We start from the raw sequence: 20,948 nt of genomic DNA on the forward strand, positions 1-20,948 counted from the left end.
TCCCCTTTCGTCATCGTCCCGCGGTCGGTTGCGCCGGAGGATGACGAGAGCAGAACTGACGAAACGACCATCCATGCTCGACAAGAATTTCGATCCCCAGGCCGCCGAACCCCGTCTGTATGCGATGTGGGAGGAAAGCGGCCTGTTCGCGCCGCGCACCGAGGGTGCCGCCGACGCCTATTCGATCGTCATTCCGCCGCCGAACGTGACGGGGTCGCTGCACATCGGTCATGCCCTCAACAACACGCTGCAGGACATCCTGGCCCGCTATCACCGGATGAAGGGCAAGGCCGTGCTGTGGCTGCCCGGCACGGACCACGCCGGTATCGCCACCCAGATGGTGGTCGAGCGCCAGTTGGCGGCTGCGGGCAATGTCGGGCGCCGCGACATGGGCCGCGATGCCTTTGTGGCCAAGGTCTGGGAATGGAAAGCCGAGAGCGGTGGCACCATCGTCCAGCAGCTGCGCCGCCTGGGCGCGTCCTGCGACTGGTCGCGTGAGCGGTTCACCCTGGACGAAGGGCTGAATGCCGCCGTCCGCAAGGTCTTCGTGCAGCTGCACAAGGACGGCCTGATCTATCGCGACAAGCGGCTGGTGAACTGGGATCCGCAGTTCCAGACGGCGATCAGCGACCTGGAGGTCGAACAGCGCGAAGTTGACGGCCACTACTGGCATTTCGCCTATCCGCTGGCGGACGGTGTCACCTATGAACACCCGATCGCCTTCGACGACGACGGCAACGCGACCGAGTGGGAAACCCGCGACTTCATCGTCGTCGCCACGACCCGGCCGGAGACCATGCTGGGCGACACCGGCGTGGCGGTGCATCCGGACGATGAACGCTATGCGTCGATCGTGGGTGCCAAGGTTCGCTTGCCGATCACCCACCGTCTGATTCCCATCGTCGCCGATGCCTATGCCGATCCGACAAAAGGGTCTGGCGCGGTGAAGATCACGCCGGCGCACGACTTCAACGATTTCCAAGTTGGTAAGCGGGCGGGGCTTAAAACCATAAACATTCTGGATGCGGACGCCCGCATCATCGACCACGGTGCTGCCTTTCAAGGCACGAAAGACAACCGGGTTGATGAAGACTCGGAAGTTCTAGAGCTCCTCGCCACGATCCCAATCGACTTGCAGGGGCTGGATCGGTTCGCCGCCCGCAAGGCCATTGTGGCTCGTGCCGAGGAAGACGGCTGGCTGCGCGAGATTGAGAAGACGAAGCACGTCGTGCCGCACGGCGACCGGTCCGGCGTGGTCATCGAGCCGTGGCTGACGGATCAGTGGTACGTCGATGCCGCGACCCTGGCCCAGCCCGCGCTGAAGGCGGTCGAGCAGGGCGATACGGTCTTCGAGCCCAAGTCATACGAGAAGATCTATTTCGAGTGGCTGCGCAACATCGAGCCCTGGTGCATCAGCCGCCAGCTGTGGTGGGGTCACCGCATCCCGGCCTGGTATGACGCGGACGGCAACATCTATGTCGCCGAGACCGAGGCCGAGGCTGTCGCTCAGGCTGGTGGCAAGGCCCTGACCCAGGACGAGGACGTCCTCGACACCTGGTTCTCCTCGGCCCTGTGGCCGTTCTCGACCATGGGCTGGCCCGAGAAGACCGAGGATCTGGAGCGGTTTTATCCGACCAGCGATCTGGTCACGGCGGCCGACATCATCTTCTTCTGGGTCGCCCGGATGATGATGATGGGGCTGCATTTCATGGACGAGGTGCCCTTCAAGCGCGTCATCATCAATGGCCTGGTCCGCGACGAGAAGGGCCAGAAGATGAGCAAGTCCAAGGGGAACGTGATCGATCCCCTGACCATCATCGACGAGCTGGGTGCCGACCCGCTGCGCTTCACCATGGCCATTCTATCGGGCACACGCGACATCAAGTTGTCGAAGCAACGCATTGAAGGCTATCGCAACTTTGGCACCAAGCTGTGGAATGCCGCCCGCTTTTCCCAGATGAACGAGGCCCGCCGCGCCGAGGGCTTCGATCCGGCCACGGTGGAGCAAACGATCAACCGCTGGATCCGCGGCGAGCTGGTCAAGACCGAACGCGAGGTGTCGCGGGCCATCGAAGGCGGACGTTTCGACGATGCCGCCTCGGCGCTGTACCGCTTCGTCTGGAACGTCTTCTGCGACTGGTATCTAGAACTGGCCAAGCCGGTGTTCAATGGTGCCGACGAAGCCGCGGGGGCCGAGACGCGGGCCATGACGGCCTGGGCCCTGGATCAGACGCTGAAGCTGCTGCACCCGGTCATGCCCTTCATCACCGAAGAGCTTTGGGACAAGCTGGCCGGGGAGGGGGCTCCGCGGTCGGAATCAACATTGATCGGCGCCGCCTGGCCCGATCTGCCCGACGCCTTCGTCGATGCGGGGGCAGAGGCCGAGATCGGCTGGCTGGTCGATCTGGTCACGGAAGTCCGGGCCCTGCGTGCCGAGATGAACGTGCCGCCGGGGGCCAAGCCGCCGCTGGTCTTCGTCTCACCCGATGACCGCACGGCCGAACGCATGGCCCGTCACCACGATCTGGTCCTGACCCTGGCGCGGGTCTCGGAACTGTCGACCGCAGCGGCACCGCCCAGCGGGGCGGTGACCTTGGTCAGCGGCGGCGCGACGGCGGCCCTGTCCCTCAGCGGCCTGATCGACCTGACGGCCGAGCGCGCACGTCTGAATAAGGATATCGCCGCCCTGGACAGCGACATCGGCCATTTCGGCAAGAAGCTGGGCAATCCGAACTTCGTCGCCAAGGCCGCGCCCGCCGTGATCGAGGAACAGCGGGCCAAGCTCTCCGAGGCTGAGGGTGCCAAGGCGCGCCTGGTGGCTGCCCTGGCCCGATTGGACGCGATGGCATAGGGCGGCACAGGCTCCGCCAGTATCGTCGCTTGCCCAGGCCACGAGCCGGTAACGACGTCTGAAATTAGAAACCGCCGGCGGATTGCTCCACCGGCGGTTCCCGTCGCGTCGCCGACCGACAGGGGGGCTGAAAATGATCGACGCCGCGATGACGTGGCCACAAAGGGGTCAGCAGACCCGTTCGCGGCGAACCTCGTAATAACCGCTCGACGTGCGGACCCGGCGCTCGACTTCTCGGCACTGGCCGTAGCGACGGTCGTCATAGCGCTGGTCGGAATAGCCATAGCCGCGGTCGTTGGCCCACCCGCGATCCCGCGCCTGAACATAGCCACCCTGGCCATAGCCGCTGTCGTAGTAGCGGTCGTCCTGACGGTAATCGTCATAGCGGCTGTCATAACGGCCGTAGCCCCGGTCGTCGTAGCCATACCGATCGTCGGCATAGCCATAGCCGCTCTGATCATAGCCGCTGTGGCCATAGGCCCGGCCGTCGCATTCGCGGCTGTTGCTGCCGCCCAGGCTGGCACCGACCACGGCTCCCAGGACACCGCCGATCAGGCTGCCCTCGGTTCGGCGACCGCGCGCCGAGACCTGCGATCCGGCGACGGCACCCACGGTGGCACCGATCACGGCCCCACCGGCCTGACGCCGACCCTGTTCCTGACGGCAATAGTCGTCGTACCGGGGCTGTTCATAAGCGCGGCCATAGCCGCCATAGCTTTGAGCGGATGCGGCACCCGGCAGGGCGACGGCACCGACGGCGGCGACGGCGGCCAACCCAGCCAGAGCATTTCGAGCGACGTTGCGAGCCATGGTGCCTTCCCCTGTCGAGGCGAACAGTTCGCCCCGTGCTGATGAGGTGTTTTTAGGCGGGCCAGCCTGAACGGGTTTTGAGCGCGCCGTTCATCTTCGTTCAGGTTTCGCGTCCGGGCCGGGGCAGTCTATGAAGCCGCCGATGACGGATATGCTGACAATTGCCCGCATAGGGGCTCAAGGTGATGGGATTGCCGAAACGCCGGCGGGACCGGTCTTTGTGCCCTTGACCCTTCCGGGCGAAACCGTGCGCGCCAGGGTCGCCGACGGCCGGGCTGAGGACGTGGAGGTCATCACTGCCAGCCCCGATCGGGTAGCGCCCGTCTCGCCCCACTATGGCGATTGCGGGGGCTGCGCCTTCCAGCACTGGGCCGCCGACCCCTATCTGGACTGGAAGCGCGATCAGGTGCGGCTGGCGCTGGAACGCGAAGGGATCGACACCGAGATCGAGGCCACTGTGGCGACGCCGCCGGGCACACGCAGGCGCCTGGCCCTGCACGCCCGCCGCACGCCCGAGGGGCGTGTGATCCTGGGGTTCAAGGCGCGGCGATCCTGGCGTTTGGTCGAGGTGTCCGTCTGTCCGGTGGCTGATCCCCGGCTGGTTACGGCCTTTCTCGGATTGGCCAGACTGGCAGGGGCGTTTCTGGAGCACCCCAAGTCGGCCCCGACCCTGCATGCGACCCTGACCCTGACCGGGATCGACGTCGATGTGACGGGGGTGGAACGGCGGTCGGGCGGCCTGTCGCGGGATCGCCAGATGCAGGCCATTCGCGCCGCCGCCGACATGGATCTGGCCAGACTAAGCCTGGCGGGCGACACCCTCGTCATGGCGCGCCAGCCGCTGGTGGCCTTTGGCCCTGCGACCGTTCCGGTGCCCGCCGGGGGTTTCCTGCAGGCCGTCCCGGAGGCGGAACAGGCGATGACCTCGCGCGCCTTGGCGGCCGTGAAGGGGGCCAAGAAGATCGCGGATTTGTTCTGCGGGGCCGGGACCTTCACCTTCCCCCTGGCGACGGTGGCACCGGTCATGGCTGCCGATGCCTCGGCGGCCGGTATCGCGGCGTTGAAGGGCGGTCTGGGTTCGGCCAAGGGCCTGCGCACCATCACGGCCGAGGCGCGCGATCTGTTTCGTCGGCCCTGGACGCCCTATGACATGAAGGGCGTGGATGCCGTGGTGTTCGATCCGCCGCGCGCCGGAGCCGCCGAGCAAACCCTGCAGATCGCTCAGACCAAGGCGAGTGTCGTGGTCGGGGTGTCGTGCAACCCCACGACATTTGCCCGCGACGCGCGCATCCTGATTGATGCCGGATTCCGTCTGGAACGGGTCACGCCGATCGACCAGTTCCTGTGGTCCACCCATGTGGAGTTGATCGGGGTCTTCAGGCGCTGAGACAGGGCGGTCAGGGACAGGGCGGTCAGGCCGCGACCATATCCATCTCCGGCGCGGTCATGGCGAGCGGCTCCATGGCCAGTCCCAGTCCCGAATTGCCGATAACCGACACCAGCCGTTCATCCTGATACAGTTCCACGGTCTCGAAGCCCGGCCATTGCCACGCCAGGTCGTCCACCGCCGCTTTGGCAGCGGCATCGTCTTCGCATTGCAGGCCGTGGATGTCGTGGACGGGGCGTCCGGGCGCATTGACGATGCAGAAATAGAAGGCCACGCGAACTCACTCCAACCACACAGCCGCGCAAACGACTGTGGTGCGCGCCAGTTCCGAAGTTCGGAACAGGTTTTCGGTGTCTGCGCTTAGCGTCCTCGCGCAACGCTTTTCGGATTGTCCATGTCGCCACCCTCGAGCCGCCCTCTCTCGCCGGCCGACTTTGCCTGTCCGGCGATCAGCCTGGCCGGAACAGTCGACTATGCCATGTACGATCGGTTCGCCGCACAGATGGCCGATGCGCCGCCCCAGGGCCTGGTGGTCATCGGCCTGTCGACCCTGGGCGGCGATCCCGAGGTGGCCCGCATGATGGGCGAGGACGTGCGCTTTCAGAGCGAGCTGAGGCCAGAGCGGCGTCTGGTTTTCCTGGGGCGGGCGGCCATCTATTCGGCCGGTGCCACCTTCATGAGCTTCTTTGCGCGAGAAAACCGTTATCTGAGCCGTGGTACCCGCCTGATGATCCATGAAAGGAAGCTGGAAAAGACCCTGACCATTTCGGGCCCGCTGACCACTTGCCTGGCACCGGTCCAGGCCATGCTGCACGAGATCCAGCACTCCATCGCCATCCAGAACGAGGGCTTCGAGAACCTGATCCGCGGATCGGATGTGACCATGGACGAAGTCCTGCGGCGGGCTCCCAGCAACTGGTACCTTGAGGCTGAAGAAGCCAAGGCCCGCGGCCTTATCGAGGGCGTTCTCTAAGACGGTCGTAGGCGTGTTGGGTTTTCGGGGCGATGCGAACGTCCATACGGGCCGGAGATGCCTGTACCCCATGGATCGGGTCAGTGTGCGAACAGGACGCTCACATTTCCATGGCTGAGGAGCGTTCGCGTGACGCCGCCCATCACCCATTCCTGCACACGGGAATGGCCATAGCCACCGGCGACCAGGAGGTCGGCATCCATATCTGCGGCGAGGTCGAGCAGTTCGTCGCCCGTCTCCTGCAGGCTGGCCTTCGAGGTCGCGGACGCCGAGACGCCGTGGGTTTGCAGCCAGTCGACCTGCGCCTCGAGGGCCTGACCGACGTCGGCTGTCGCGGGCTCTGACGTCACGGTGACCAGTTTCACCTCCCGCGCAAGCCGCAGGAGAGGGAGGGCACCGGCGATCGCCAGCCGCGCTTCACGCGACCGGGACCAAGCGACAAGTGCGCGGCCGCCGATCACCTCTCCGGACGGGACCGGCGGCACCACCAGGACCGGCCGACCCACCCGCACGATCAGATCACCGGGGTCCGCTGCCCGGGCGTCGCAAAGCGGGTTGCGGCGCCCCGCAAGAACCAAGTCCGCGCAGGCCGCCTCCTCGACCACGACATCGACGGGAGCGCCGGGACGTCCGCGCCAGATCGCCTCAATGTCATGCGCGGCTGCGGCCACCTCAAAGCGTGACCTGAGGGTTTCCAGCTCCTCGTTGACCAGATCGCGGAAGGTCTCCAGCGTGCCCGTGAACAGGCCGCCTCCCAGATAGGGATCGGCCAGCGTGGTCGGGATCGTCTCGCCCGCTCCCACGCCGATGAGCCGGGCCTCCAGCGCCTTCGCCATGCGGCAGGCCATCCCTAGACGCGCGTCGCTGGCAGCGTCGGCGTCGACGGCCACCAAAAGGGTCTTGAGTTCCACATCGGCCTCCATCGTCTACAGCGACAGTCCTGACCAAGCATCGCGCGACGCGCCTTGACGCGGATCAAAGCGCGCGCCGGATAACCGGCCCAGGCTCGCCACTGGAGGAGCCCGGACATGAGGAAGCCACCCCTGATCCTGTTCGCTGCGTGGTTCGCGGCGGCTTGCGCGGACATTCCCGATCATTCGGTGGCCCCGAATGGCGGGCCTTCGGCCGCGCGCGGCGCGGTGATTGCGCAGGCGCGCTGCGGCGGCTGTCATGCGACGGGCCGCTTCGACGACAGCCCGATGAGACGGGCACCGCCGTTCCGCGGCCTGGCCGAAAGGTATCCTCCCATGGCGCTGCAGGAAGCTCTGGCGGAGGGGGTCGTCACGGCGCATCCGGCAATGCCCGAGTTCATGTTCGAGCCGGACGAGATCGGCGACCTCATTGCTTATCTGGACGCGCTCTGAGACAGTTGGCGGTCCCGCGCCAGCGCCTAATCTGACGCGCCTCGAGGGTCGCCATGATCGAAATCAAGAGCCTGCCCGCCGGCTGCGCGGCCCGTCGCAGCGAGACGGCCTGCGAGACCTGCGGCGCGCGGGCGTTTTCCGTCTGCGGTTCGCTGGGGCCGGCCGATCTGGCGAAACTGGACGCGCTGGCGGAAGCGACGGCCTTCGCGCCCGGACAGCCTCTGGCCCACGAAGGCGACCCGGCCGACTATCTGTTCAACATCACTTCGGGATCGGTGCGGGTATACAAGTTGCTGTCCGATGGGCGCCGCCAGATCACCGGCTTCCTTTTCGCCGGCGACTTTCTGGGCCTGGCCAGCGGCGACCGGCACCTGTTCACGGCGGAGGCGATCGAGCCGTCGACCGCGTGCCGCTTCCGGCGGACGGCCTATCAGGCGCTGGTCCACGACAGCCCCTCTCTGGAACGGGCCCTGCTGGACCGGGCCCGGCACGAGCTGGCGGCGGCACAGAGCCAGATGCTGCTTCTGGGCCGTAAGACTGCGCACGAGCGTCTGGCGTCCTTCCTGCTGGACCTGCCGTCGCAGGACCCCTTGCGCCCCAATGCAGAAGGGCGGGTTCGCCTGCCGATGACTCGCGGCGAGATCGCTGACTATCTGGGCCTTACCATCGAGACGGTCAGCCGCGTGCTGACGAAGCTGAAGACGCAGGGCGTCATCCGGCTGCTGTCGCTGAACGAGCTCAGTCTCGAACGACCGGAGCAATTGCGTGCCATGGCCGAGGGCGAGATTTAGGCCAGCTCGCGCTGGCCACCGCGCAGGCGCAAGCGGAGCGCGCCGGATGTGTCCTGGCCTTCAACCAGGACGACGCGGTCGCAGAGAGTCAGACCGGCCGCACGGTGGCTGACCATGATGAGGCCTTGCCCGGTCGCTCGGAGACGGGCGTCCAGACGCCGCAGAACCTGCTCTTCCGTAGCGGCGTCGAGCCCCTCGGTCGGCTCGTCCAGGACCAGCCAAGACGCCGGGCGCAGGTAGGCCCGCGCCAGCGACAGCCGGCGTCGCTCGCCGCCGGACAGACGGTCGCCGCCGGATCCGATGGGCATGTCCAGCCCCTGTCCCGACTCGCGCACGCGGGCGGCCAGGACGGCGTCTTCCAGCGCGGACCACATCTCCGCTTCGGTTGCTTCGGCGCGGGCCAGGGCGAGGTTCTGGCGCACGGAGCCGTCCAGCAGGCTCACCTTCTGGGCGGCATAGGCGAAGCGGTCGCGCACCATGTCGGTGTCCGCGGCCTCGACCGGGGCTCCTCCCAGCCGGAGCTCGCCCGGCAAGGGAGGGCGCAGCCGCATGAGCCGCTCTAGCAGGGACGTCTTTCCGCATCCCGAGACCCGGGCGAGGCCGAGGCGCATAGGCGGAACGAGGTCGAGGTCCAGACCCGCGACGCCCACGCGCGCACCCACGGGCTTGCCTCTTCCCACCACGTCCTCGTCCTGGACCGGCAGTTCGTCGAGGCGGTCGAGGGCCGCCCGGGCGGAACCGCTCTGCAGCAGGGCCTGAACGAGGCCGCCCGTGGCCTCTACGCCCGTCACCGCGACGAGGGCGGCGAGCGCGGCCATCGGCGACGTCGCGCCGCCCAGAACCGCCGTGGCCAGGGCGCCGACGGTGCCCACGGCGAGGCAGGCCGACTGCCAGGCCTGCATCTGCCCCTCTGCGACACGCACGCCGTGCCGTGCACGTTCCAACGCGTCGGCCTCCTGCGCGACCGAGGCTTCTGCCCAGGCCTCGAGACCATAGGCGCGCAGTTCCGGGACCGCTGCGGCGAGGCTTGACGACACGTCTTTCAGCCGCCCCAGCGCGGTTTGCGTCGCGCGTCCTGCGGGCTCTGCATGGCGGCGGGCGATACTGAGACCGCCCCGGACCGACAGGGCCATGACCGTAGCGATCACGACAGCGCAAAAGGGGTGGGTGAGGGCGGCCAACCCCACCGACACCGCCGCCCCGGCACCGAGGGCGAAGGGCGCGGAGCGACGAATGAACAGGGTCTGGATGGCGTCGACGTCTTCGACGAGGCGGGCGGACGCCTCGCCGGCGGACAGGGCCAGGGCCGTCTGCGGCGGCGACTTGGCCAGGGCCCGGAACAGGGCAGGACGCAGCCGGGACAGAGCGGCGAGGGCGGCCTCGTGACCCGCGACCCGCTCAAGGTATCGCGAGACGGTCCGCAGGATGGCGAACAGGCGGATGGTGGCGCTGGGCGTCAGATAGTTGAACGTCGCCACCGCGCCGGCACCGGCGGCCCCAGCGAGGGCCGCGCCGGTGATGAACCAGCCCGACAGGCCCAGTAGAGCGACGGCGGCCATCGCCACCACGGCTCCGCCAGCCGCAGCGATCCGAAGCCGGAGGCCTTCGCGGGCGATCTCGGCCTCGACGAGTTTCCGCACGGGTGAGACCCCGGTCACAGGCGCACCACACGGTCGGCGATCGCCGCCACCGCGGCGGAATGCGTCGCGATCAGGGTCGTACGCCCCGCCGCTGCCCGCCGGATCACATCGATCAGGGCGCGTTCGGAATCGCGGTCGAGGTCTGCGGTGGGTTCGTCCAGCAGCAGCAATGGTGCCGCCTTCAGCAGGGCGCGGGCGAGGCCAAGCCGACGGATCTCGCCCCCCGACAGGCCGCCGCCCCGTTCGTCCAACAGGCGATCAAGGTTTCCGCTCAGCCCGGCAGCGGCGGCGGCGGCCATGAGGCGGCGACGGCAGGCGGCGCGGTCGGCCACGGCGATGTTGTCGCCCAGCGTCCCCGGCAGGATGACCGGAGCCTGGCTGGCCCAGGCGACCGATCCAGCCAGGGCATCGAGTTCGGACAGAGGGCGTCCGTCGACGAGGATTCGCCCCTCGGTCACGGGCGCGAGGCCCAACAGGGCGTGAAGCAGGCTGCTCTTGCCGGACCCGCTGGCCCCGGTCAGCACCACGGTCTGTCCCGGGCGGATCTCCAGATCGAAGCCGACGACCGCCGGGGGAGAAGAGCCGTAGCGCACGGTGACCGCTTCGAAATGCAGGGCAGGTGGCCTCTCCCCCAGCGCCGTCTGAGCACCTGCCGGCTCGAGAGAGGCGGCGGGCAGAGCGTGTTCCAGCGCGTGCTGGGCCGCTTCGGCGGCCTGACGGTCGTGGTAGGCGGCGGCGAGGCGGCGCAAGGGGGCGTAGACCTCGGGCGCGAGCGCCAGAACGAAGAAGGCGCGCCCCAGGTCCAGCGTCTCGGGAACGGGGAAAGGCAGCAGCCGCAGCAGGTTGAAGCCGCAATAGAGGGCCACCAGCGCCACCGACAGTGCCGAAAAGAACTCCAGCACCGCCGAAGAGGCGAAGGCGACGCGGAGCACGCGGGCGGTGCGCCGCTGCAGCTCGTCCGAAGCGACGGCGACGTCGCGGGCGACCCGCGCCTCGGCCTGGAAGGCCAGCACTGCGGGCAGGGCGCGGACGCGGTCGATGAAAAGGCCGGACAGCCGTGACAGAGCGGCGAACTGCCGGCGGCTCTCGCCCGCCGCCGCGGCACCGGCCAGCGCCATGCCCAGTGCGAACGGGATCAGGGTGAAGAGCAGAATGCCCGACGCGACCGGACTGGCCACGGCCGTTACCCCGATCATCAGCAGAGGGGTCACCGAGGCCGAGACGCGGGCCGGTTCAAACCGGGCGTAGCGCCCGTCCAGCGCTTCGACGCCCTCCATCGCCGTGGCCAGAGGCACAGGTCGACCACGGAACAGCGACTCCAGGACGCTGGCCCGCACCGAAGCCTTCACCTCCCCCGCAGCGCGACCACCCGCCATCAGCGCGTGACCCGCGAGAAGGCCGCGCGTTCCAAGCGAGACCAGCGCCAGGGCCAGGCCCGGAGCCATGGCCGTGGGGCCCCGATCGAAGCTGGAGATCGCCCAGGCCAGTCCTGCGGCGAAGCCGACGGCGGGGACGGCGTCGAGCACGGTCAGGGCGGCGGCCCGCAGAAGGGAGGTTCGCGCCGGTCGCCCCTGCTGCCTCAGCCATGCGCGGGCGTGGCGCGGATCTTCGGCGGCGAGCAGAGAGGTGGACATGACCGCAGCCTAGGCCGCCGGAGCCGCGGGCGCCTTTGATCAGGATCAATGAGTTCCGGCCCGGTGGCACCTACCGCAGACGGGAAGCCGGTCGTCGGGGCCGGCACCCAGGAGGCACCCCCATGATCGACCTCGCGGTCGTCGACCTGTCCCGCCTGCAGTTCGCGCTGACGGCGCTCTATCACTTCCTATTCGTGCCGCTGACACTCGGCCTGTCGTTCATGCTGGTCATCATGGAGTCGATCTATGTGATGACACGGCGGCCGATCTGGCGGACGATCACGAAATTCTGGGGAGCCCTGTTCGGCGTCAACTTCGTGCTCGGCGTCGCGACAGGCATCACCATGGAATTCCAGTTCGGGATGAACTGGAGCTATTACAGCCACTACGTCGGCGACATCTTCGGGGCACCGCTGGCCATCGAGGGGCTGATGGCCTTCTTCCTCGAGGCGACCTTTGTCGGCCTGATGTTCTTCGGCTGGAACAAGCTGAAGCCGGTCACCCACCTGTTCGTGACCTTCCTCGTGGCGCTGGGCACCAATCTCTCGGCCCTGTGGATCCTGATCGCCAACGGCTGGATGCAGAATCCCGTCGGCGCGACCTTCAATCCCGAAACGATGCGGATGGAGGTGACCGACTTCATGGCGGTGCTGTTCAATCCGGTGGCCCAGGCCAAGTTCGTGCACACCGTGTCTGCGGGGTATGTCATCGCCGCCGTCTTCGTGCTCGGCGTCTCGGCCTTCTATCTGCTGAAGGGCAAGCACAAGGGCTTCGCCCGCCGCTCGATGACAGTGGCTGCCGCCTTCGGCCTCGCGGCCTCGCTGTCGGTCGTCGTGCTCGGCGATGAAAGCGGCTACGCCCTGACCGACAACCAGAAAATGAAGCTGGCGGCGCTGGAGGCCATGTGGCGCACCGAGGCGGCACCGGCGGGCCTGACCCTGTTCGGCCTGCCCAGCCTCAAGGACCGGCAGACCCATTATGAGGTGAAGGTCCCCTGGGTCCTCGGCCTGATCTCCACCCGGAGCCTTGATGGGCAGGTCTCCGGCATCCTTGAGCTGGTTGCCGTCGCCGAGGACCGGATCGAATCCGGGGTGGTAGCCTATGGCGCGCTGGAGCGCCTGAAGGTCGACCCGGCGGACGTTGCCGCTCGGGGGGTGTTCGAACTCCACCGTAATGATCTCGGCTATGGCCTGCTGCTGAAGCGCTTCGTTGCCGATCCGCGCCAGGCGACGGCAGATCAGGTCCGCGCCGCGGCGTGGAGCACGGTGCCCAATGTGCCGCTGATGTTCTGGTCGTTCCGGATCATGGCCGGCATCGGCTTTGCCATGATCGCCCTGTTCGCGACCGCCTTTGTGCTCTGCACCCTGCGGCGGCACGAGACGAAGTGGTTCCTGCGGTTGGCCGTGTTGGCTATCCCGCTGCCGTGGCTGGCTGCGGAGTTCGGCTGGGTGGTGGCCGAGGTGGGGCGGCAGCCCTGGGCGGTGGAAGGCGTGCTGCCAACCTTCCTGGGCGCGTCCAGCCTGACTGTTCCGCAGCTGTGGACGACCATCATCGGCTTCACCCTCTTCTACGGCGTGTTGGCAGTGATCGAGGTCGGCCTGCTGCTGCACCTCATCAAGAAGGGACCGTTCGCCGAGCAGGAGGCCTTTGGTGCCGGGCCCGCGACCGATGTGCCCCCCGCCCATGCCGTGACGGCCCTGATCTGACCCTGTTCGCAAAGGATTCTCCTCCATGGAACTTCCCCTCGACTACGGCACGCTGAGACTGATCTGGTGGGCGCTTCTGGGCGTGCTGCTGATCGGCTTCGCGCTCACCGACGGTTTCGATCTGGGCGTCGGTGCCCTGCTGCCCTTTGTCGCGAAGACGGATGAAGAGCGCCGCATGGTCATCAACACGGTCGGCGCGACCTGGGAGGGCAACCAGGTCTGGTTCATCCTCGGTGGTGGCGCGATCTTCGCAGCCTGGCCTTTTGTCTATGCCGTCAGCTTCTCCGGCTTCTATCTGGCCATGTTTCTGGTGCTCGCCGCGCTGATCCTGCGGCCCGTGGCCTTCAAGTACCGTTCGAAACGCCCATCGAAGGCCTGGCGGCAGGCATGGGACTGGGCTCTGTTCGTCGGCGGTCTGGTTCCGGCGCTGGTGTTCGGCGTGGCTGTTGGCAATGTCCTGCTGGGTGCGCCATTCCGCCTCGATACGGATTTGCGATCCGTCTACGAAGGCACGCTGTTTGGCCTCTTCACTCCGTTTAGCCTGACCTGCGGGCTGTTGTCGGTGGCCATGCTGGTGCTGCACGGCGCTGCATGGATCAGCGTGAAGGCCGAGCTGGGGCCGGTCCAGGTGCGGGCCCGAAACTTCGGCATCATTGCCGCCCTGGCTGCTCTGGTCCTGTTTGCTGTCGGAGGGGCCTTCGTGACGTGGTCGGGCATGGGCTTCGCCGTGACCGGCGCGGTCGATATGGCCGGCGCGTCAAACCCCCTGCGCACGACGGTCGAGGCGCAGTCCGGCGCCTGGGTGAGCAACTACAGCCGCTATCCGTGGATGATGGCCGCGCCCCTGCTCGGCTTTGCAGGCAGCCTTTGCGCCCTGCTCGGACTTTGGGTGCGGCGGGCACCGCTGGCGCTGTCGGGGTCGTCGATGGCGGCGGCCGGCATCATCGCCACCGTCGGCCTGTCGATGTTTCCCTTCATCCTGCCCAGCTCGATCGATCCGCAATCCAGCCTGACCGTCTGGAACGCCTCTTCCAGCCACCTGACCCTCTTCATCATGCTGGGAGTGACGATCGTCTTCCTGCCGATCGTGCTGGCGTACACCGCCTGGGTCTACCGGGTGCTGTGGGGACGCAGCTCGACGGCTGAACTCAAGACCAACCCTGACCTTTACTGACCCGCGCCTGAGGAGACCTGACATGTGGTATTTCGCCTGGATCCTGGGCCTTGGCTTGGCGGTGCTGTTCGGGGTGCTGAACGGTCTCTGGCACGAGTTTCAACTGTTCGACGAGGGCGACGACGGTGCCTCCAACCCGTGGCCAGTCGACCATGACGCCGTCTGAAGCCCAGCTTATTGCCCGCTGGGACGGACACGCCCCGCGCTACACCAGCTATCCGACGGCGGCGGCCTTCGGTCCCGCCGTCGGCGCGGCGGACTGGGCCGAGGCACTGGGCGGGGCTGCGGAGCATGGGCCCGCTTCGCTCTATGTGCACCTGCCGTTCTGCAAGCGCCTGTGCTGGTACTGCGGCTGCAACACCCGCGCTGTGAACCGGGCAGAGACGATCTCCAGCTACGTCGACCTGCTGCTGCGAGAGGCCGATCTCGTCGCCGAAAACGTCGGCACGCGGCTTCGGATCGACCGTCTGCATCTGGGGGGCGGCACGCCGAACATGCTCGCGCCCGACGATCTTCGCCGCTTGGTCGAGGGCCTGGCGGACCGGTTCGACTTCGGGACCCTGACGGAGTTCGCAGCGGAGCTGGACCCCGAGACACTGACCCCGGCATGGGTCGCAGCCGCCGGCGATCTGGGACTGACCCGCGCCTCGCTGGGGGTGCAGGACCTGTCGCCGGAGGTGCAGGCGGCGGTGAACCGGCCGGAGGCTTTCGAGACCATCATCGGCGCGGCCCAGAGCCTTCGCCGCGCCGGCATCTTTTCTCTGAATCTCGATCTGATGTACGGCCTGCCGCGACAGGGGGTGGTCGAGGTCGAGGCGACCTTGCAGCAGGTGCTGACGCTCCGGCCTGAGCGGCTGGCTCTGTTCGGCTACGCTCACGTGCCATGGATGAAGCCGCACCAGAAGCTGATCGACGCCGCCGAGCTTGCCGGGCCCGCCGACCGTTTCGCGATGAGCCGGGCGGCGCACGATCTCCTGGTAGCGGCAGGCTACGAGGCGGTCGGGCTGGACCATTTCGCCTTGCCCCATGACGATCTTGCTGCCGCCGCGCGGGCGGGACGCCTGAGACGCAACTTCCAGGGCTATGTGACCGACGCCTGCGAGGTTCTGATCGGTCTGGGTGCCTCGTCAATCTCGCGGACCCCGGACCTGTACGTTCAGAACGTGGCTGTAGAGCGAGACTGGCGCGCGGCTGTGGGCGCGGGTCTGTCACCGGTCGTTCGCGGTATCCGCCTGAGCCAACGCGACCGTCTGATAGCCGCGGTCATTGAACGGCTGATGTGCGACTTCCGCGTCGACGTCGACGCCGTGGCGGCGGACCTGGGCGTCCCATTGGCGGGGCAACTCGACTTCGCCGCCCCCACCTTGGCCCGGCTGTCGGCCGACGGGCTGGTCTCTCACCGCGGAGGTCTCGTCGAGGTGACCGGGCGCGGTCGGCCGTTCCTGCGGGCCGTCGCCGCCGCCTTCGATCCGGCGGTCCCTTCGACCACGCCCCGGCATGCGCGGGTCATCTGACCAATGATTTTGCTCCGAACGGGCCGGTTTGAGGTGCGTCAAAGCGCTTCGGAGATGAGGGGCGCAAAAAGCTTCTGACGGTCGGGGCGCATGGGGCGATTCCCGCCGCCGGGAATTCAGGGCATGAACTTCAAGACCTTCATCCTGACCGCCGTCGCAGCCGCCGGACTGGCGGGCGCGGCAGATGCACAGACGAACGCGGCCTGGGTGCCGCCGCGCGCGGGGGACTGGGTCGTGACCGGCCGCGTCACCAGCGTGGCGCCGACGACGGAGGCCGGGATCTTTACCGCAGCAGGTGCCGACACCGGTCTGGACGTCGATGTCTCCGACGACGTGATGCCGACACTGGGCTTCACCTACTTCCTGACCGACCACATCGCTGTCGAGGCCATTGTGGGGACGACGAAGCACGAGGTGCGGGCTCGGGGCGGGGCCACCGACGTTGTGGTCCATGAAACCTGGGTGCTTCCACCGGTGGTCACCGTCCAGTGGCGCCCGCTGACCGAAGGGCGGTTCAGCCCCTACGTCGGTGCCGGCATCAATGCGATGATCTTCTACTCGGGTGAGGACCAGAACGGCTTCACCGTCGACCTCGACAACGGCGTCGGCGCTGCTCTTCAGGCCGGCGCGGACATCGGCCTGGTCGGTCCCTGGAGCTTGAACCTCGACGTCAAGAAGGTCTGGTTCAGCACCGACGCCGACATCAACGGTGGGGCGTTGGTCAGTGACGTGGACCTGGATCCCTGGGTCGTATCGCTCGGCGTCGGCCGCAAGTTCTGACGGTTGCCCTCAGGCCGTCCAAATCGGGTGGAGCGGCAGCGTCTTTGATCCTCGTCAATGCTGCCGCTCCTGGTTTGGCAAATCATAAGCAAAACCAGAGGATCTCCACCATGCCTGCAGAAGCCATTCCCGTTGTCGTTGCCGTTTGCGCGGCCTTCTCCATCTTCATCGTCGTCGTCGGCGGTGTCTCCACCTGGGTGAATCTGGGTGAAGATCGTCGTCGCGACGTCGGCGGTCAGTGAGCGTCGGTCCAGCTAAACCGCTCCTGCAATCCGACCGCTGGCCGAAGTGTGTGGCGGTGCGATCAGTCCAGCCCCGCCCGCTCCTCAGCACTCAGGCACGTGAGCCTAGGACGTCGGTCCCAATTTTAGGGGCGATGAAGCAGGCCACGACGCCGAACCTGTGAAAATTGCCGGTGCCGCCGGTGATGGACACGGGCCCACACCGAACCCAGGCGTGGGCTGCGAGCTCACCCGGCTTGTCCGGCGTCGACATCGAGGCACCAAGGAATGCGGTATAGGGGACGCTGAAGGTGCGGCAAAGCGCGACCGCGGCCATGGCTTGGGGCAAGCAGTCCGCGCGGAAGGGTGCGAACCTGGCGGCCGTAGTGACCGCACGGCCAATCAGCCGGGCGCGTCGCAGTCGGCCTGCATCTGCGATTGGCAACAGCGCCGCCGCCCCGAGATTATGCCCCATCAGAGGGGCGAGCCGCCGAAAAGGGACGACGGACAGCAGGCCCGAGGCCACACCGATTAGGGCCCACGCCACGGGCGTGAAGAGCTTGAGCCCCAAGGGCCAACGCCAAAAACGCAATAGCCAGCCCAGACGCGATCCTCCCGTTTCGTTGGGCCTACCAGAGTGTCATGCGTTCGAACAGGTGAGCTATGGCCATGAAAGCATGAGACCAAGAGCTTCTGCATGACGGGACAGGGACAAGTCGTTTCCGTCTAGCCTACGAATTTCGGTCGGAGGCGAGGGCAGGGGCAGGCTCGAAAGCAGTCGAAACTGTCGATCCAGCAGGTGAAGGACACCCGGCTCGCTGTCTCGATCTTCCCTTTCGGAAAAGGTCGATCCACCCACCGCGATAACATCCTGACCGACGGCCAGTCCGCGCGTCATCAGGTTCGAAACCTTCGCCTGCATGCCGGCCGAGTTTATCAGGGTGCCCTCCAGTGAGCCGCAGGACAGAATGGAACCGTCCTCAAGCAGCGCCAGGTTGTGACATCCGGTGCCCGCCATCGCCCTCCGCTCGACGACATTCCATGACGCATCCAGCAGGGCTATCTCGCTGGTCCGACCTGTCCGATTATAGTCATTATGGAGGACCAGGAGGCGTCGGTCGCCGCTGCCCAAAACCGAGTTGAAATGGACATAATCCGCCGTGCCGGGCCGCTCCCGGATGAAGGGGAAGGGCTGGAATTCCTTTGTCTTGGCATCGGGAGCAATCTCCAGGATGCGCTGACGATAGGTATCGACGACGATCAGGGTGTCGCCAATCAGGTCGATCTGGTGACAACCGTTGTCGAGGCCGTCCACAAAGACTGCGGTGTCCACGATCCGGGCATCCTGCACACACAGACGGACGATCCGGCCCATACGAGTGGGAAAGCGAGGCCGGTCACAGGCTTCGAATGCCAGGATGTCGTTTCCATCTAGCGTCAGTCCGAAATACTGACCATGGGCGACACGTCTCCAGCCTGCCGCACCGGCGGCGAGCAGGCCCCTACGGGTCGAGACAATGTAATCGCAACCGCTCAAATCCCGTGTAACGAGCCGTATCTGACCTGCGGCGTAGGCGCGCCTTGCAAGCGCCAGCGCGAGTTGGCGATCCCTCGCGATGACGTGTTCTCCTGCGTGCGTCACTGTGCCAGCCCGCCTCGCCACGATAGAAGCGAGTCTGTCGGGGCAGCGTCGGCCCGATTTCAAACCAATTGTCGGGGCGTTCTGCAAGCACCATGACCTCAACGGCCTTGACCACACCGCGCCTGGGCCCCTTCGAGACTGTTCTTCCGCCCATAGACGCAGCGCGTGCGGCGTTCGCCATTTCCCGGTCCCAGGTGTGGCCCGATGCTCTCGATCGGCGGCTTCTGACGTCCATCATGGGGCTGTGTGAGCGCGCTGTCTTCGCATCGAATACGGTCGAGGGCCTCGGCCACAGAGAAATCGAGCGCCCTCCGCTGGCCGGCACCGCAGTGCTTCTCATGCTGCGGCGACCTCTTCTGTATCGCTGGCTGGAAGCGGTCACCGGGTGCGCGCCCATTACTGACGTGGAGGGACGGGTGGTGCGGACCTGGCCAAGACCAGGAGACGAACTGGCCTGGCACGACGATTTGAACGGAAAGGGGCGGCGTCTCGGCATCACTATCGGTCTGGGGAGCAACGCTTATGAAGGTGGCCTGTTCGAAATGAGGGCGCGGCCGGGCAAGGAGCCCCTCATACAGTTTCGCCACGACGCGGCGGGAACGGCGCTGGTGTTTGAAGTCTCTTCGCGTTGCGAGCATCGCGTTCATCCCCTTGTCGCAGGAGGGCCGCGTCAGGTTTTCACAGGCTGGTTTCTCGGATGAAGAACGGTCTCTACGCCCTTGCCTCACTGGATGGCTCGCCTTTGGACCGGCGTCACGTCGGGGTTCTGTTCTCGAGTTTTCCGCGCCAACCTGACAGCGCAGGCAGTTTCGCAGCCCTTGCGTCTGACCCCCACCCGCACGCCGCGTCGCGTCACGATGACGGCCCGTGCACCGACCTTTTTCTCGGGCATGTCGACGAGCCTCGGGAGATGCGCCAACGTCTGGGTCTGGCTGCGGACGCGAGCCATGCTGAAATCGCCGGTGCCGCACAGGATCGCTGGGGCCTCGAGGCCGCGCGGGAGCTGGGGGGTGAATGGACCCTTCTTCGATGGAATGCGCGAACGCGGACCCTCGTCCTGCTTATGTCGGAGTGCCGTCGGGACGATTGCTACTTTGCGGTTTCAAACGGACAGGTGGCGATTAGCCCTCAACTGGTGCGGCTGGCGAAGCTGGACGGGGTTGATGGCGATCTTGACCCGGATGCCCTGGTGCGAACGATGGGACGGTATCCGCTGGCCGAGTCACTCGGCAATCGCACCTTTGTCCGGGGCGTTCAGCGGCTGATGCCGGGAAGCCAGACGACGCTCCGGTCCGACGGCGGCGTGACGGCGACGCTGGCCGCGCCGGTCACTCCAGAGGTTCGCACGATTTCCTTCGACGAGGCCGTGCACGAGATCGAGGTTCTGCTTCGAAAGATCGTAAGGCGTCGACTGGCGGACGGGCGTGACGCCGCCTTCATGCTCAGCGGGGGGCTCGATTCCAGTCTCATCGCCTGGATTGCGTCCGAGGAGCGCGGACCACGGCAGTGTCTCAGCTTTTTGACATCAGCGGCACCTGAGGGGAGCGATATTCCCGATGAGACCGGCTGGGCCTCTATCGTCGCTGATCATTTGGGATTCCCAATGGTGCCTGTGAGGCCCGGGCCGGACGTTGATGTCTATGCCCCGACCTCACGGATGCTGGCCAGTCGGGAGCGCCCGATCCTCTCCCCCCGACATTACCTCTATGAGGCTCTTGAGCAGGCGGCCATTGAGCGGGGGGCCTCCGTTCTGTTCGATGGCGGATACGGCGAGTTGACGGTGACCCACCTGGGTCATGGGCATTCCGGAAATACCTCTTGGCGGCGTCGACTGATGCGCGAGCTGGGGATGAGGCTGGCGGCTTCTCACTTGGACTTTCGAGGCAGCGCCAGTTCGTTCCACGTTTGTCTTGCGGCGGACCTTCTGCGGCAGAACCCGGGATTGGGGACGAGGGAACAAGAGCCGCCTCGCAGGAAGCTGGATGCCACAAACTCTTTTGGCTACGCGACTGGCTGGGAAAAGAGCGCAGTTCCGCCGACGATCATGGGGGATGCCGCCGTACGGTATGCGATGCCGTTCCGGCATCGCGAATTGTTAGCCCTGTTCGCGTCACTACCGGCCGAATTCGCGCGGCACAACGGCGTACCCCGGGCTATCGGACGGGCCATCCTGAGAGGACGTCTGCCGGACACAATCGTCTCAAGGACGTCGAAAATGGCTTTTTCGCCAACCTATCCACTTCTTCTGCAGACGCAGGCCCCAACCGCCCGCGAAAGGCTGAGAGCCCAACGCGAGGCGGGAGCGGGTGAATGGCTTGATCTGGAATGGCTTGATCAGGCGCTGGCGGATCTCGCTAACGGCAGACCGTTCAACACCCCGATGCTATTCAGAATCCAGGCAACAGCTAACGCAGCCCAATTCTTCGGCTGGTGGAGAGATCAGGGCGCGGACAGCTGATGA

The 20,948-nt window shown here is 66.5% G+C and carries 20 protein-coding genes; 13 read left to right on the forward strand and 7 right to left on the reverse strand.

The genetic code is table 11. The features are described 5' to 3' along the window. The first annotated feature begins 73 nt into the window (after positions 1–73). Complete coding sequence (locus JIP62_RS14845; protein WP_201102911.1) at positions 74–2,851, forward strand: valine--tRNA ligase; 2,778 nt, start codon at positions 74–76, stop codon at positions 2,849–2,851. Positions 2,852–3,019: 168 nt separating this feature from the next. Here the strand turns inward: JIP62_RS14845 and JIP62_RS14850 are convergent, their stop codons facing one another. Continuing rightward, positions 3,020–3,661, reverse strand: a complete 642-nt coding sequence (locus JIP62_RS14850; protein WP_201102912.1) for a glycine zipper 2TM domain-containing protein — start codon at positions 3,659–3,661, stop codon at positions 3,020–3,022. A gap of 142 nt (positions 3,662–3,803) precedes the next feature. Here JIP62_RS14850 and JIP62_RS14855 point away from each other — a divergent pair, with 142 nt between their 5' ends. Beyond that, positions 3,804–5,048 (forward strand): class I SAM-dependent RNA methyltransferase, encoded by a 1,245-nt coding sequence (locus JIP62_RS14855; protein ID WP_201102913.1) that lies wholly within the window; start codon positions 3,804–3,806, stop codon positions 5,046–5,048. A 25-nt stretch (positions 5,049–5,073) separates the two neighbouring features. On the opposite strand, the gene JIP62_RS14860 is transcribed toward JIP62_RS14855, so the two are convergent. Beyond that, entirely contained in the window at positions 5,074–5,322 is a 249-nt protein-coding gene (locus JIP62_RS14860; protein ID WP_201102914.1) for a hypothetical protein, read from the reverse strand. 120 nt (positions 5,323–5,442) lie between these two features. Between JIP62_RS14860 and JIP62_RS14865 the strand changes: the two genes are divergently transcribed. Next, a complete protein-coding gene (locus JIP62_RS14865; protein WP_201102915.1) occupies positions 5,443–6,021 on the forward strand; it encodes a peptidase S14 in 579 nt (192 codons plus the stop codon). Positions 6,022–6,101: 80 nt separating this feature from the next. On the opposite strand, the gene JIP62_RS14870 is transcribed toward JIP62_RS14865, so the two are convergent. Next, positions 6,102–6,932, reverse strand: coding sequence for a universal stress protein (locus tag JIP62_RS14870; RefSeq protein ID WP_201102916.1), 831 nt, complete (start codon positions 6,930–6,932; stop codon positions 6,102–6,104). 117 nt (positions 6,933–7,049) lie between these two features. Between JIP62_RS14870 and JIP62_RS14875 the strand changes: the two genes are divergently transcribed. Together JIP62_RS14875 and JIP62_RS14880 are read left to right on the forward strand one after the other, a co-directional pair. Next, on the forward strand, positions 7,050–7,385 hold the full coding sequence (locus JIP62_RS14875; RefSeq protein ID WP_201102917.1) for a c-type cytochrome: 336 nt from the start codon (positions 7,050–7,052) through the stop codon (positions 7,383–7,385). Positions 7,386–7,438: 53 nt separating this feature from the next. Next, entirely contained in the window at positions 7,439–8,176 is a 738-nt protein-coding gene (locus JIP62_RS14880) for a helix-turn-helix domain-containing protein (protein WP_201102918.1), read from the forward strand. Here the strand turns inward: JIP62_RS14880 and JIP62_RS14885 are convergent. Together JIP62_RS14885 and JIP62_RS14890 are read right to left on the reverse strand one after the other, a co-directional pair. Continuing rightward, positions 8,173–9,816, reverse strand: a complete 1,644-nt coding sequence (locus JIP62_RS14885) for an amino acid ABC transporter ATP-binding/permease protein (RefSeq protein ID WP_230974782.1) — start codon at positions 9,814–9,816, stop codon at positions 8,173–8,175. The genes JIP62_RS14880 and JIP62_RS14885 overlap by 4 nt on opposite strands. A 14-nt stretch (positions 9,817–9,830) precedes the next feature. Further along, positions 9,831–11,450 carry an ABC transporter ATP-binding protein/permease gene (locus JIP62_RS14890; RefSeq protein ID WP_201102919.1) on the reverse strand — a complete coding sequence of 540 codons (1,620 nt, stop codon included), beginning with the start codon at positions 11,448–11,450 and terminating at the stop codon, positions 9,831–9,833. Between the two features lie 125 nt (positions 11,451–11,575). Here JIP62_RS14890 and JIP62_RS14895 point away from each other — a divergent pair, with 125 nt between their 5' ends. The 6 genes from JIP62_RS14895 to JIP62_RS15280 all read left to right on the forward strand — a co-directional run bounded on the left by JIP62_RS14895 (position 11,576) and on the right by JIP62_RS15280 (position 16,866). After that, the gene (locus JIP62_RS14895; protein ID WP_201104797.1) at positions 11,576–13,156 is read left to right on the forward strand and encodes a cytochrome ubiquinol oxidase subunit I; all 1,581 of its coding nucleotides are present in this window, start codon (positions 11,576–11,578) and stop codon (positions 13,154–13,156) included. Positions 13,157–13,181: 25 nt separating this feature from the next. Next, positions 13,182–14,330: a cytochrome d ubiquinol oxidase subunit II gene (gene cydB, locus JIP62_RS14900; RefSeq protein ID WP_201102920.1), complete on the forward strand. Its 1,149-nt coding sequence runs from the start codon at positions 13,182–13,184 to the stop codon at positions 14,328–14,330. 22 nt (positions 14,331–14,352) lie between these two features. Then, a complete protein-coding gene (cydX, locus tag JIP62_RS14905; protein ID WP_201102921.1) occupies positions 14,353–14,496 on the forward strand; it encodes a cytochrome bd-I oxidase subunit CydX in 144 nt (47 codons plus the stop codon). Beyond that, on the forward strand, positions 14,483–15,844 hold the full coding sequence (hemN, locus tag JIP62_RS14910) for an oxygen-independent coproporphyrinogen III oxidase (RefSeq protein ID WP_201102922.1): 1,362 nt from the start codon (positions 14,483–14,485) through the stop codon (positions 15,842–15,844). Before cydX ends, hemN begins: the two co-directional genes overlap by 14 nt. A gap of 123 nt (positions 15,845–15,967) precedes the next feature. Beyond that, positions 15,968–16,624 carry an OmpW/AlkL family protein gene (locus tag JIP62_RS14915; RefSeq protein ID WP_201102923.1) on the forward strand — a complete coding sequence of 219 codons (657 nt, stop codon included), beginning with the start codon at positions 15,968–15,970 and terminating at the stop codon, positions 16,622–16,624. Positions 16,625–16,734: 110 nt separating this feature from the next. Further along, on the forward strand, positions 16,735–16,866 hold the full coding sequence (locus tag JIP62_RS15280; RefSeq protein ID WP_269145461.1) for a hypothetical protein: 132 nt from the start codon (positions 16,735–16,737) through the stop codon (positions 16,864–16,866). 91 nt (positions 16,867–16,957) lie between these two features. Here JIP62_RS15280 and JIP62_RS15355 read toward each other — a convergent pair whose 3' ends face one another. Together JIP62_RS15355 and JIP62_RS14925 are read right to left on the reverse strand one after the other, a co-directional pair. Next, positions 16,958–17,392: a lasso peptide biosynthesis B2 protein gene (locus JIP62_RS15355; protein ID WP_407932737.1), complete on the reverse strand. Its 435-nt coding sequence runs from the start codon at positions 17,390–17,392 to the stop codon at positions 16,958–16,960. A 114-nt stretch (positions 17,393–17,506) separates the two neighbouring features. Beyond that, on the reverse strand, positions 17,507–18,487 hold the full coding sequence (locus JIP62_RS14925) for a hypothetical protein (protein ID WP_201102925.1): 981 nt from the start codon (positions 18,485–18,487) through the stop codon (positions 17,507–17,509). Between the two features lie 92 nt (positions 18,488–18,579). Between JIP62_RS14925 and JIP62_RS14930 the strand changes: the two genes are divergently transcribed. Both JIP62_RS14930 and JIP62_RS14935 read left to right on the forward strand, forming a co-directional pair. Then, positions 18,580–19,188, forward strand: a complete 609-nt coding sequence (locus JIP62_RS14930; protein WP_201102926.1) for a 2OG-Fe(II) oxygenase — start codon at positions 18,580–18,582, stop codon at positions 19,186–19,188. Further along, complete coding sequence (locus JIP62_RS14935; protein WP_201102927.1) at positions 19,185–20,945, forward strand: asparagine synthase-related protein; 1,761 nt, start codon at positions 19,185–19,187, stop codon at positions 20,943–20,945. The genes JIP62_RS14930 and JIP62_RS14935 overlap by 4 nt, the downstream gene beginning before the upstream one ends. Positions 20,946–20,948: the final 3 nt, after the last annotated feature.

The organism is Brevundimonas vitisensis, assembly GCF_016656965.1.
Classification (GTDB): Bacteria; Pseudomonadota; Alphaproteobacteria; order Caulobacterales; family Caulobacteraceae; genus Brevundimonas; species Brevundimonas vitisensis.